Origin of the sequence: Haloarcula sp. DT43, from assembly GCF_037078405.1 — an archaeon.
Classification (GTDB): domain Archaea; phylum Halobacteriota; class Halobacteria; order Halobacteriales; family Haloarculaceae; genus Haloarcula; species Haloarcula brevis.
The window spans coordinates 65,889-78,184 of the sequence record NZ_JAYMGZ010000001.1; the positions used below are offsets into that span (position 1 = coordinate 65,889).

At 66.5% G+C, this 12,296-nt stretch carries 15 protein-coding genes; 8 read left to right on the plus strand and 7 right to left on the minus strand.

What is annotated here, in order from left to right; translation table 11 throughout:
* Positions 1–27 precede the first annotated feature (27 nt).
* A complete protein-coding gene (locus VI123_RS00340; protein WP_336336099.1) occupies positions 28–1,002 on the plus strand; it encodes a CPBP family intramembrane glutamic endopeptidase in 975 nt (324 codons plus the stop codon).
* Here the strand turns inward: VI123_RS00340 and VI123_RS00345 are convergent.
* Positions 999–1,202: a DUF7561 family protein gene (locus tag VI123_RS00345; protein ID WP_336336100.1), complete on the minus strand. Its 204-nt coding sequence runs from the start codon at positions 1,200–1,202 to the stop codon at positions 999–1,001. The genes VI123_RS00340 and VI123_RS00345 overlap by 4 nt on opposite strands.
* A gap of 109 nt (positions 1,203–1,311) precedes the next feature.
* Between VI123_RS00345 and VI123_RS00350 the strand changes: the two genes are divergently transcribed.
* From VI123_RS00350 to VI123_RS00360, 3 genes are all read left to right on the plus strand, one after another.
* Positions 1,312–2,298, plus strand: a complete 987-nt coding sequence (locus VI123_RS00350) for an NAD-dependent epimerase/dehydratase family protein (protein WP_336336101.1) — start codon at positions 1,312–1,314, stop codon at positions 2,296–2,298.
* A 71-nt stretch (positions 2,299–2,369) separates the two neighbouring features.
* Positions 2,370–3,308 carry an NAD(P)H-binding protein gene (locus tag VI123_RS00355; protein ID WP_336336102.1) on the plus strand — a complete coding sequence of 313 codons (939 nt, stop codon included), beginning with the start codon at positions 2,370–2,372 and terminating at the stop codon, positions 3,306–3,308.
* Entirely contained in the window at positions 3,305–4,039 is a 735-nt protein-coding gene (locus tag VI123_RS00360; protein ID WP_336336103.1) for a DUF7530 family protein, read from the plus strand. The genes VI123_RS00355 and VI123_RS00360 overlap by 4 nt, the downstream gene beginning before the upstream one ends.
* On the opposite strand, the gene VI123_RS00365 is transcribed toward VI123_RS00360, so the two are convergent.
* Positions 4,026–4,199 (minus strand): DUF5786 family protein, encoded by a 174-nt coding sequence (locus VI123_RS00365; protein ID WP_336336104.1) that lies wholly within the window; start codon positions 4,197–4,199, stop codon positions 4,026–4,028. The two genes, VI123_RS00360 and VI123_RS00365, sit on opposite strands and share 14 nt — an antisense overlap.
* A 154-nt stretch (positions 4,200–4,353) precedes the next feature.
* On the opposite strand from VI123_RS00365, the gene VI123_RS00370 reads away from it, so the two are divergent.
* From VI123_RS00370 to VI123_RS00385, 4 genes are all read left to right on the plus strand, one after another.
* The gene (locus VI123_RS00370) at positions 4,354–5,328 is read left to right on the plus strand and encodes a DUF5784 family protein (RefSeq protein WP_336336105.1); all 975 of its coding nucleotides are present in this window, start codon (positions 4,354–4,356) and stop codon (positions 5,326–5,328) included.
* A 132-nt stretch (positions 5,329–5,460) separates the two neighbouring features.
* Entirely contained in the window at positions 5,461–6,456 is a 996-nt protein-coding gene (locus VI123_RS00375) for an ATP-binding protein (RefSeq protein ID WP_336337353.1), read from the plus strand.
* Between the two features lie 146 nt (positions 6,457–6,602).
* The gene (gene thsA, locus VI123_RS00380; protein ID WP_336337354.1) at positions 6,603–8,285 is read left to right on the plus strand and encodes a thermosome subunit alpha; all 1,683 of its coding nucleotides are present in this window, start codon (positions 6,603–6,605) and stop codon (positions 8,283–8,285) included.
* Positions 8,286–8,583: 298 nt separating this feature from the next.
* Positions 8,584–8,808, plus strand: a complete 225-nt coding sequence (locus VI123_RS00385; RefSeq protein ID WP_336336106.1) for a hypothetical protein — start codon at positions 8,584–8,586, stop codon at positions 8,806–8,808.
* Between the two features lie 3 nt (positions 8,809–8,811).
* On the opposite strand, the gene VI123_RS00390 is transcribed toward VI123_RS00385, so the two are convergent.
* The 5 genes from VI123_RS00390 to VI123_RS00410 are packed head-to-tail and all read right to left on the minus strand — an operon-like array spanning position 8,812 to position 12,165.
* The gene (locus tag VI123_RS00390; RefSeq protein WP_336336107.1) at positions 8,812–9,270 is read right to left on the minus strand and encodes a TIGR00725 family protein; all 459 of its coding nucleotides are present in this window, start codon (positions 9,268–9,270) and stop codon (positions 8,812–8,814) included.
* Positions 9,271–9,308: 38 nt separating this feature from the next.
* Complete coding sequence (gene phaC / locus VI123_RS00395) at positions 9,309–10,709, minus strand: poly(3-hydroxyalkanoate) polymerase subunit PhaC (protein ID WP_336336108.1); 1,401 nt, start codon at positions 10,707–10,709, stop codon at positions 9,309–9,311.
* A 3-nt stretch (positions 10,710–10,712) separates the two neighbouring features.
* Positions 10,713–11,258: a poly(R)-hydroxyalkanoic acid synthase subunit PhaE gene (locus tag VI123_RS00400; protein WP_336336109.1), complete on the minus strand. Its 546-nt coding sequence runs from the start codon at positions 11,256–11,258 to the stop codon at positions 10,713–10,715.
* Positions 11,259–11,303: 45 nt separating this feature from the next.
* Positions 11,304–11,861, minus strand: a complete 558-nt coding sequence (locus VI123_RS00405) for a hypothetical protein (protein ID WP_336336110.1) — start codon at positions 11,859–11,861, stop codon at positions 11,304–11,306.
* A 7-nt stretch (positions 11,862–11,868) separates the two neighbouring features.
* The gene (locus VI123_RS00410; RefSeq protein WP_336336111.1) at positions 11,869–12,165 is read right to left on the minus strand and encodes an AbrB/MazE/SpoVT family DNA-binding domain-containing protein; all 297 of its coding nucleotides are present in this window, start codon (positions 12,163–12,165) and stop codon (positions 11,869–11,871) included.
* Between the last annotated feature and the right edge of the window lie 131 nt (positions 12,166–12,296).

The following is a 12,296-nucleotide window of genomic DNA, read 5'->3' on the forward strand; positions in this document are numbered from 1 at the left end:
TTGTCGGCCCCGGTGGACCATCGACGTATGCCACCGACGCAGCGGGACGGGCGAGCGACCCCGAGTGTCGTCGAGCGGGTCGTCTCTCGCGTCGTCTGGCCGGTCTGGAACAGCGCGGACAAGAGACTCAGAGCACCGCTCCGCGCGGTGCTTCCGGCGGCGCTGTCGTTTCTCGCACTCGCGGCGCTACAGAGCGTCGTTCGGGCCCGGTTCACCCACCCACTCCGAGAGACGGTCGAAGCGGCCGGAATCGGGGCGGTCCTCGTCGCCACCGCTCTCGGCGGGGCGTGGGTCCTCGACCGACGGCCCGTCCGCGAGTACGGCCTGTCGCTGGACCGCCGCTGGTGGCGCTCGTTCGCCGTCGGCGGTGCGATTGCGACCGTCATCAACGCCGGCGCGCTCGCCGTCGCTGTCGGTGCGGGCTGGGCCACGGTCGTCGGGATTGCGGAGGGGGCCGGTGACCTCCCGTTTCTCCCGGCGATGGGTGTCGTCTTCGCCTACGTCGCCCTCGCGTCGGCGTGGGAGGAGGTCGTCTTCCGCGGCGCGATGCTGAAGAACCTCGCCGAGGGGGCGGACGGACTCGTTCCGCAGTGGGCCGCAGTCACCCTGGCGGTCCTCGCGAGTTCGCTCGTCTTCGCCTTCCTGCACGGCGGGAAGGTCGACCACCCGAGCCAGTACGGCTACTACCTGCTCGCCGGACTGGTCCTGAGCGGCGCGTACGTGCTCACCGGCGACCTCGCCCTCCCGATCGGCTTTCACGTCTGGTACAACTTCACCCAGAGCGCGGTGTTCGGTCTCGGACACTCACAACAGACGCCCGAGTTGCTCGCCGTCGATATCGTCGGCCCTGCGCGCTGGGTCGGCGAAGAAGGGGTCGTCTACTCGCTGTTCGTCGTCCTCGGCGGCCTCCTGCTGCTGGCGTTCGTCCGCTGGCGCGACGGCCGCCTCGGAATCCACGAGCGCGTGACCCGGTGGTCCGAACGCGAGACGTGCGGTCGTTAGAGGGCGGCCACGTCCGCAGCCGTCACCTCGTGGTCGTCTGGCAACCGGTCGATGCAGTCGTAACAGAGGAAATGCTCCGTGCCGTCGCCGAGTTCGAGGACGATGCCCTCTGTCGGCCTGGACTCCTGGGACCAGATGTTCGCGATGCCGCCGGCTATCGAGACACTCGTATCGCACCCGTCGCAGGCTCTGGAGGCCACTACCCGGTGTTAGACGCCGGGTACACTTCAAGGTAGCTGGCCCCTTCGAACGGTTCGGTGCGGTTAACTCTCGACATACTTTTGGGGTCCGGAGGGCACCGTCCAGATAATGCAAATACTGGTCACAGGGGGTGCCGGGTTCATCGGCGGTCACCTGGCACAGCGGTTCGCCGCCGACAGCCACGACGTGGTCGTGCTGGACAATCGCGACCCGTTCTACGACCTGGACATCAAGCGCCACAACGTCGAAGCGGGACGAGCGGCCGCCCGGAACAGCGACGGGAGCTACGAGTTCGTGGAGGGCGACGTCCGCGACGCCGACCTGGTGACGGACCTCGTCGCCGACGCCGACTACGTCTACCACCAGGCGGCCCAGGCCGGGGTCCGCCCGAGCGTGCAGAACCCCCGCAAGTACGACGAGGTCAACGTCGACGGCACGCTGAACCTCCTCGACGCCTGCCGCGACGAGGGCATCGAGCGGTTCGTGATGGCCTCCTCCTCGTCGGTGTACGGCAAGCCCCAGTACCTCCCGTACGACGAGCAGCACCCGACGACGCCCGTCTCGCCCTACGGCGCGTCGAAGCTCGCGGCCGAGCGCTACGCCTGCGCGTACAGCGAGGTGTACGACCTCCCGGCCGTCGCACTGCGCTACTTCACCGTCTACGGCCCGCGGATGCGGCCGAACATGGCCATCTCGAACTTCGTCTCGCGGTGTCACAACGGCGAGCCGCCGGTCATCTACGGCGACGGCACGCAGACGCGGGATTTCACCTACATCGAGGACGTCATCGACGCGAACATGACGCTACTGGACGAGGACGCCGCCGACGGCAAGGCCGTGAACATCGGCTCGACGGACAACATCGAAATCAAGACGCTCGCGACCGAGATTCGCGACCAGATAGACCCGGACCTCGATTTGGTCTACGAGGAGCGCCACGACGCCGACGCCGAGCACACCCACGCCGCGACCGACCGGGCCGAGGAACTGCTTGGCTACGACCCCGACCACACCATCCGGGAGGGCGTCGCGAAGTTCATCGACTGGTACCGCGAGAACCGCGACTGGTACGAACCGCTCGTCCGCCAGTCCTGAGACGGACAGTCTGGCAGTGGGTCGGCAGGTCAGACGGCGGTTTTAACCCCATCCCGACCCGCAGGGTGGGTATGCACGTGCTCGTGACCGGTGCGACGGGGTTCGTCGGGGGCCACCTCGTCCCGGCGCTCCTCGCGGCCGGCCACAGCGTCCGGGTGCTCGTCCGCAACCCCGGCGAGTACGACGGGCCCGACGGCGTCGACGTCGCGACGGGCGACCTCCTCGAGGCGGGCAGTTTCGACGCCGCCCTCGACGGCGTCGACGCCGCGTACTACCTCGTTCACTCGATGCACGCTGGCAGTGACTACGCCGAGCGGGACCGCCGGGCCGCGCGGAACTTCCGGCGGGCGACCGACGAGGCCGGCGTCGACCGCGTGGTCTACCTCGGCGGCCTCGGGGAGGACGACGAGACCCTGTCGGAACACCTCCGGTCCCGGCGCGAGGTCGAGTACCTCCTCAAGGAGGGGGCGTACGACCTGACGACGTTCCGGGCGGCGGTCATCATCGGCGCGGAGAGCGCGAGCTTCCGGATGATTCGGGAGCTAGCGACGCGACTGCCGGTGATGGTGACGCCGCGGTGGGTGCGGACGGACTGTCACCCCATCGCTATCGACGACGTCGTCGCGTACCTGGTCGGCGTACTCGACAGCCCCGAAACGGCCGGCGAGACCTACGAAATCGGGGGTCCAGAGGTGCTGACCTACGCGGAGATTCTGCGACGGACGGGGCGGCTGATGGGTGCCGGCGAGCCGAGAATCGTGCCGGTTCCGGTGTTGACGCCGAAACTGTCCGCGTACTGGGTCGCCCTGATGACCGACGTGCCGACGAGCGTCGCCCGGCCGCTCATCCACGGGCTGAAGACGCCGGTGGTCGCCGACACCGCGGCGGCGCAGGCACAGTTCGGCGTCGAGCTGACACCGTTCGCGGACGCGGTCAGGCTGGCGCTCGGCGACCCGGGGGGTCAGGAAGCGACGCGAGCGGCCGCAGCCACGGGTGGTGCGGGCAGATGAGCGGGGACAGCGCCCGTCCCGAGTACGGCGAGACGTGGGTGTACGAGAGCATCATCGGCGCATTGCCGGGGATTCGGCTCCCGACGTGGGCGGCGATGGCCATTCAGTTGCTCGTCTTCGAGGTCGCCATCGTCGTCCTGTCGTGGTACTACGGGGTCTGGAGCGCCGCGGTCGCCGGGACGGTCGTCGTGTTCGTCGCCACCATCGGGAGCGCCGAGATGCTCCGTATCAGCACGCTCATCCGCCGCATCGACGTGCCACCGACCTACCGCGCGCTGTTGTTCGCGTCCAACGTCGAGGTCGTGCTGTCCGTCCTGGCCTACGTCGCCTTGCTCACCCACCTGTTCGTGTTCGACCCGCAGGTGAGTTCGATGCCGCTGTTGAACCGGCTGTTCGGGTCGGAGCCGCCGGTGCTGGTCGTGTACCTGACGCTGCTCATCCTCTGGGACGTGAGCTACCGCATCGGCACTGGGTGGTGGGCCAGCGTCACGGGCCTGTGGCGGTCGGCGCGGTACCGGTTCGACCCCGAGACGGCGCGGGTGTTCATCCGGGCCGACCTGGAGATATGGGGCTTTGGCGTCCTCCAGCTCGTGCTCGTGCCGTTCGTGCTCGACCAGCCGGTGTTGCTCGCGGCGCTGGTCGGCCACGTCGTAGCCGTCACAGCCGTGACGGCCGTCTCTGTCGGGCTATTGCGCTACCGGTCGAGAACGGCCGGCGTCACTCGGAGTTGATCTGCTTGAACTGGTCGAGCAGTTCCTCTGTGGACTCCTCGCCGTCGTAGTCGACGCTTCCCTGGTAGGTACTCCGGTCGTCGTCTTCCGACAGGTCGACCTCGCTGTTCTTGCGCTCACGGCGTTCGTGTTCGTCGTCGTCGTACGCTCCCATCGACATAGGTTACCACGGTGGACCTTGGCTGTTAGTGACTATCAATGTAACGGTGGCCCCCGAAACACCGCTAAACGGGCAGAAGAGCGGTCGAAGAATCCACCTAGTCGGTTCTCGCCAGGGCGGAACGCCCAAGACCACTGACCGTCTACACAGCGCTGTGGCTGGTCCCTTACGCCTGCGACGGTCGAACGAGCGATGGAGCAAGAAGCGGGTCCGCAGCGACCTGCTGACGCCGCTGGAGAACACCTTCGGCGCGACGATGAACGGGCCGTGGTTCGCCCCGCCGGAGGGGTGGGCCGCGCGCCGGCTGGAGATGGACAACGGCGACCTCGCGCTGTTTTGCTGGAACGGCCAGCGCGCGTACTGGGTCGGGAACACCGAGACCCCGGAGACGCTGTGGCGGACGGAGAAGTACACGTTCGACGAAGTCCCCGACGACATCAGCGAGTGGGTCCAGCGCGAACTGTTCGCCCAGCTAGAGGTGGAGGACCCCTGGCTGGCCGAGTACGAGACGTTGGCACGGTTTTTCCTGCCCGTGTTTCTCTCGAAGGACGGCCGGGAGTCGACCCGGACGTTCTTCCGTGACCACGCCGGCGGCTTCCCGGACGCCGACCGGGCGGACGCGCTGGCCTTCTACGACGACTTCCTGGCGACCGGCGCGCTTGACGACTACCGCTACACGATGGCGAGCAAACTCGGGACCAGCGAAGGGTTCGACCTCTCGCGGATGCGGGCGACGATGGGCGAGTTCAACGTCGCCAAACTGCTCGTCGACGCGGGCAACGACATCAGGCCCGAGGTCGAACTCGACTCGGGCCACTCCGTCGACTTCCGAGTCGAGGACACGCTCGTCGAGGTCACCCGCCCGCGGCCGCCGTCCCGGCGACAGGTCGACACCGCCGTCGCCGCGGTGAAGGCCTCCGGCGACGCGAAGACCCGCGACCAGCTGGCGGCCCACCCGGGAGCCGTCCTCGTCGTCGACTGCAGTTCCTTCCCGGACGACGACTGGCGACGGGTGTACGGCGAACGGCCTGACGTGGGGTACTCGCCGACTGTCGTGTTCCGGGCCCGGCCGGACGGCGGCATGGAAGGGTACGCCTACGGCTCGGTTCCGTTCCCGCTCCCGTTTTGACCGCGTTATCTTCTCCGAAATCCGGGGCGTAACATATAACGCGCCTGACCGGCAAGGCTGAGAGAGATAGCCGTGGTGGACGACACAGAGCAATCAGGTGCCAGCGGCCCGGGACAGTCGGTCTCGGAGGTGATGGACCGGCTCGAATCGCTCCGGTCCGAGCAGGCGGACCGCGCCGAGAACGCCGCCGCCGGCGTGTTGCTGGACCAGCTCCAGGAGGTCGAACAGCGGCTGCTCGCCTTCGGCGAGGCGCTGGGCGGCACGGCCGACACCGTGACGGACCTCCCGTTCACCGAGGAGGCCGGGCTGGACCACATGCCCGAGCCGCTCTATGTCCGTCACGACACCGAGATGCTGAACCAGGTGACCTCGTGGCTGCTGCAGGACCAGCACATCGGGTTAGTGAGTCCCTACGGGACGGGCAAGACGGCGTTCCGCGAAATCGTCCTGCGGGACCTCTCGAAACACGAGGGGTTCGTCATCACCCACCTGGACAACCCCCGGGAGACGACGCCACGGAAACTGTACCAGACGGTGCTGACCGCCGCATACGCGGCGGGGTACTCCATCGACCAGCGCAACTACTCGCAGGTCCGGGACGGGATTCCGTGGGCGACCGCGGAGGCGAAAGACGCCGTCCACGAAATCGTCCGTCGCGTGCGCGAGGACGGCAAGACACTGTTGCTGGTCGTCGACGAAATCGAGGTGCTGGAGGCGGACCTGCTGTCGCCGCTGCAGGTGGCCGGCGACGCCGGCGTTCGCCTCTTTCTCACCGGGACGCCCGAGGGCAAGCGCCGCGTCGCGGAGATTCGCGGGACGCTGGACTCCCGACTGCGCTACTACGAGAACATCGACCCGTTCTCGCCGGACGACGTGGCCGAGTACACCGCGCGCTCGCTGGCGTACTTCCGGGACGAACCCTACGAGGGCCAGGCCCCGGACCTGTTCACCCGGGCCGCAATCGAGGACGTCCACGAGCGGACGGCGGGCAACCCCCGGGAGGTCCGCATCGAGTGCCGCGAACTGTTCACCAGGGCGGCGTTCGTCTGGTACCGGACCGGACAGGACATCTCCCGCATCCAGATTACGCCCGAGTTGCGCCACCGACGGTTCGGAATGGGTCGCTGAACGGCCCTGTGCCGGTATATAAACCACCCACGTGAACGTATCGCACACTGTCGAGTGTGCCGTGCAATAGGGCGATACGCCGGCCGGCACCGTAGCGTTTATATAGAATCACATTCAATCATCGTTTGACTATGGCTCAACAGCAGATGGGCAACCAGCCCATGATCGTACTTTCCGAGGAGTCCCAGCGGACATCCGGGAAAGACGCGCAGTCGATGAACATCACGGCCGGGACGGCCGTCGCCGAAGCCGTTCGGACCACTCTCGGTCCGAAGGGCATGGACAAGATGCTCGTCGACAACTCGGGCTCGGTCGTCGTCACGAACGACGGCGTCACCATCCTCGACGAGATGGACATCGAACACCCCGCCGCCAACATGATCGTCGAAGTCGCCCAGACCCAGGAGGACGAGGTGGGCGACGGCACGACCACGGCGGTCGTCATGGCCGGCGAACTCCTCTCGAAGGCCGAGGAACTCCTCGACCAGGACATCCACGCCAGCATCCTGGCCCAGGGGTACCGCCAGGCCGCCGAGAAGGCCAAGGAGATTCTCGAAGACAACGCCATCGACGTCGACGCCGACGACACGGAGACCCTCGAGAAGGTCGCCGCGACCGCGATGACCGGCAAGGGCGCCGAATCCTCCAAGGACGTCCTCGCGGAACTCGTCGTCCGCGCCGCACAGTCCGTCGTCGACGACGACGGCAGCGTCGACACCGACAACATCCAGCTCGAGACCGTCGTCGGCGGCGCGACCGACGAGTCCGAGCTCGTCGAGGGCGTCATCGTCGACAAGGAGCGCGTCCACGACAACATGCCCTTCGCCGTCGAGGACGCCGACGTCGCCCTGCTGGACACGGCCATCGAGGTTCCGGAGACGGAGCTCGACACTGAGGTCAACGTCACCGACCCCGACCAGCTCCAGCAGTTCCTCGACCAGGAAGAGAAACAGCTCAAGGAGATGGTCGACAAGCTCAAAGCGGCCGGCGCTGACGTCGTCTTCTGCCAGAAGGGCATCGACGACATGGCCCAGCACTACCTCGCCCAGGAAGGCATTCTCGCTGTGCGCCGCGCCAAGAAGTCCGACATCGAGGCGCTCTCGCGCTCGACCGGCGCGCGCATCATCTCCAACATCGACGACATCGAGGCCGACGACCTCGGCTTCGCCGGCTCCGTCGCCCAAAAGGACATCGCCGGCGACGAGCGCATCTTCGTCGAGGACGTCGAGGACGCCCGCGCCGTCACGATGATTCTCCGCGGCGGCACCGAACACGTCGTCGACGAAGTCGAGCGCGCCATCGAGGACTCGCTCGGCGTCGTCGCCGCCACGCTGGAGGACGGCAAGGTCCTGCCCGGCGGCGGTGCCCCCGAGACCCAGCTCGCGCTCGGCCTGCGTGACTACGCCGACTCCGTCGGCGGGCGCGAACAGCTCGCCGTCGAGGCCTTCGCCGACGCCATCGACGTCATCCCGCGCACCCTCGCGGAGAACGCCGGTCTCGACCCGATTGACTCGCTGGTCGACCTCCGCAGCAAGCACGACGGTGGCGCGGTCACCTCCGGCCTCGACGCCTACACCGGTGAGGTCGTCGACATGGAAGAGGACGGCGTCGTCGAGCCGCTCCGTGTCAAGACCCAGGCAGTCGAGAGCGCGACCGAAGCGGCCGTCATGATTCTCCGCATCGACGACGTCATCGCCGCTGGCGACCTCAAGGGTGGCCAGGGCGACGACGACGAGGACGAAGGCGGCCCCGGCGGCCCCGGCGGCGCGCCCGGCGGTATGGGCGGCGGCATGGGCGGCATGGGCGGCGGCATGGGCGGCATGATGTAAACCCACTTTTTGCAACTCCTTCGGGCGCTTCGCGCCCTCTGTCGTGCAAAAACTTGGGGAAAATCGCAGCTCGTTCCTGTCGCACCGCTTCGCGGCGCGGTAGTCACTCGCTGCGATTGAACCGGCGCGCTTCGCGCGCCGGATGCTTACCCGTCGATTCGAGTGACAATCACCGCGGTTCTATATTTTCTATCTCCAGTCCGTGTTAGTGACGGCGCTGGGTCGGTTTTCGAGAGAGGTCCCGAAACACTTCGCCAGCGGACGCCACGGTCAAACCGACGCAGCGCCTTGTGCTGGTATGGACCTGACACGGACCGAACGGCGGCTGCTGTGGACCGGAACGGCGCTGGCGGGCGTGCTCCACCTGCTCGTTCCGGGACTGTTGCTGTCGGTGGCGCGACTGGGCTATCGCTGGATACTGTCGGTGGCGTTCACGCCACAAGAGGGGTCCCATCGGCGGGTCAGGCTGCTCGGCGTCGGACTCCTCGCCGTCGCGGCGGCTCTCAGGCGGCTGTTCGACTAACCGCTACTGCCCGGCAGACTCGACGTAGTCGACGGCATCGGCGGGCGTCTCGACGTGTTCGATATGCTCGCCCGTCTCGCCGTCGATCCGGTGCGTTCCAAGCCCGGCGACGGGCCGGCCCATATCGAGCGCGTGGCCGAGTTCCGACAGCGTCCCGGTGCCGCCGTCGACGGCGACGACGGCCGCGCCGTTCATGACGACGAGGACGTTGCGGGCGTTGCCCAGCCCCGTCGCTATCGCCGTCTCGACGTAGTCGTTCGCCGCCGCGGTGTGCTCGCCCGGCAGGATACCGACGGTGTGGCCCCCGGCCTCGCGTGCGCCACGGCAGGCCGCTTCCATGACGCCGGTGAGGCCGCCACAGACGACGTCGTGGCCCCGCTCGGCGAGCAGGGTTCCGACTTCGCGGGCTTGTCGGTACTGTGCGTCAGTGACCGTCGAACCGCCGATGACCGAGACACGCATGGCTGGTCTTCAGCGGGAAAACGGAAAAGCGGCCCCGGTTACAGCTGGTCGAGCCAGTCCTGGGCGCGGGACTCGCTGGTCTGTGCGATGTCGGCCAGTTCGGCGGCGTCGTACTCGGCGAGGTCGGCGACGGTCTCGATGCCGGCCTCGCGCAGGCGGTCGGCGTAGGTCGGACCGATACCGTCGACGGTCTCGACGTCGGTGTCTGTGGTCGCGTCGACGTCGCTCTCCTCGACGGCGTCGGATATCTCGGCCTGTTCGGAACCGGCCGCGTCGTCCGCTTCGGAGTCAGGCGACTCGACCTCGATGTCGACCCCGTCGGACTCGTTGCGGTCCTTGTACCACTGGGCGACCTCGGGCCAGAGGTCGGCGTGAGTCGACGACGAGACGGAGAGACCGATGTGGCCCGTCGAGAACTCGATGGTGCGCGTGTCGTCGCTGGGGATGACCTCGTTGAACGGCTTGGAGGCCTCCGGCGGGATGAGGTGGTCGTACTCGCCCATGAGCTGGAGGACCGGCATGTCGATGTTGTTCAGGTCGACGTGCTTGCCGTTCAGTTCCAGCTCGTTCTTGTAGAGCTTGTTGTCCTGGTAGACGTCCTCGAGGAACTGGACGTAGGTCTCGCCAGCCACGTCGATGCCGTCGCCGAGCCACTTCTCCATCCGGCCGAAGTTCTCGACGAAGCCCTCGTTTTCCATGTTCTCCGCGAACCGGATGTACTTCGTGACGTAGTTCTCGACGGGGTCCATCAGCGCGAAGCCGATGTCGAGCATGTCCGCGGGGACGTTGCCGAACGTCTCGGTCACGTCGCTTGGCTCGTAGTACTCGTCGGAGCCCCACTCTTCGAGGACGCCGCCGGTGTGGTCGAAACACAGCCCGGCGGCCATCAGCCCCAGGGTGTTGACCTTCTCCTTGTGGAGCGCGGTGTACATCACCGACATCGTGCCGCCCATGCAGTAACCGAGGATGTTGATGGCGTCCTGCCCGGAGCGCTCACGGACCACGTCGACGCAGTTGTCCATGTAGCGGTTGACGTAGTCGTCGAGCGTGAGGTGCTGGTCGAGCCGCGAGGGCTCGTTCCAGTCGATGAGGTACACGTCGTGGCCCGCCTCCAGCAGGCGGCGCACGACCGACCGCTCCTCCTGCAGGTCGAGGATGTACGGCCGGTTGATGAGCGCGTAGACGATGAGGATGGGCACGTCCTCTTTCTCCTCCTCCGGGACCTCGATACCGGCGGCCTCGGCGTCGTAGTGGAGGAGTTCGAGCTTGTTCTCCTCGTAGACGACCTCGCTGGGGGTCTGACCGACCTCGACGGACTCCATCAGCTCCAGGCGCTCGTCGGCTATCTGGCTGGTCTCGGCGGCGTCGGTCATGTTCTCCAGCGTCTTGCGCTGCCAGTTGAGCGCGGCCGCGAACGGATTGAAGGGGTTGCTGGACATCTGTTAGTCTTCCAGGTGTTCGAGGACGCGGTCGAGCTTCTGTTCGACCGCGTGCTGGCGGCGCTCCAGTTCGATGAGCCGCTCGCCGATTTCGTCGACGTCGTCGCGGGTGGGGAAGCCGAGCTGTTCCAGCGTGTCCTGGCTTAGCTCGTCGGCCTCCTGTTGCATCTCCATCATCGACTCGACGAGCTGGCCGTTCGCGGCCGCGAACGCCGACGTGCCCATGACGTGTTTGAACGCCTCGTTGGCGGACTGCAGCCAGATGTCACGGAACTCGGCGGGGTCGACGTCCTCGCCCCGAGCGGCGTCGGTCGAGCGTTCGACCATCTGCTCGGCGGCGTCCATCCACTCCTCGTAGGCGCGGTTGTAGCCGTCCATCCCCTCGGCGAGTTCGTCCTGCTCCGGAATCGTGTCCTCGACGGCGTCAGCCCACGACTCCACGAAGGCCGCCTGGGCCTTCATGTTCTGCTCCATCGAGTCGGCGACCGCGTTGTTCATCTCCTCGACCATCTCCGTCCATTCGTCCTGAATGTCGTTTGTGTTACTCATGTTCGTACCTCGGCGGCGGGTGCACAAAAAAACCGGCTGTCGGTGTTACGCGTCCACGTCGACGGCGTCGGCGGCTTCGGCCTGCACTTCCTCGACCTGCTCCTGAATCTCTTCGACCTGCTCCTGGACCTCTTCGAGCTGTTCGCCGAACTGCTCGGCGGCCTCGACGGACTGGGCTTCGAGCTCTTCGTGGGCCTCGACGAGCATGTCGACCTGTTCGTTGACGGCCGTGACGTACTCGTCGGTCATCTCGTCGTAGGTGTCGACGCCGTCGGCGAGCTCCGACTCCATGCTGTCGAAGACCTCGGCGTGGTTCTCCAGCAGGAACTCGAACTGCTCGTCGACGGTCTCGCGGATCTGTTCGACGGTTTCGGTCATGCCGGGCACCGTCGACGCCATCGCGTCGAGGTAGCTGTGGAACGCGGTCTGTTGCAGTTCGACGCCGCGGCGCTGGGCCGACTCCTGTGTGTCCAGGCTGTCGATGACCGCGCTGTTGACGTTCTTCTGGAAGGAGACGCTCTGTTCGAGCGCCTTCTGGCTCTGTTCTATCGTGGCACGCTGCATCTCGAACGCCGTCGTGACGGGGGTTGTGTAGTCTACCATTGTTGGATTACTCGCTGTTGTTAGTGACCGGGAGGACGACGGTTTGAACGATGTCGCCTTCCTCGATGCCGAGCGCTTCTCGCTCCGCGTCGGGGATGCTGATTCGACCGCCGCTCTGCACGCGGGTCTTGAACGTCGCCATCTGGCTCATGGCACCGAGCTGATTCATATCGAAACTCGGCATGCCACCGTTGGCGAACATCTGCTTCATCAGCTGCTGCTGCTGTTCCATCGCGTTCTCGCTCGCCTGTTGCATCCCCTTGAACATCGGAGGCCACATCAGGCCATCATCCTCGTCGGCCATCGGTCACCTACATGTACACTCCTCAACAGTATAAATCTTCCGCTGAAAACCATTGATTACCATTGAATGGTAGAGAGTGGTTTCACCGGTCCAGCGGCGTCGAGGGGGACGTTCCGCCCTGCAGCGCCGAT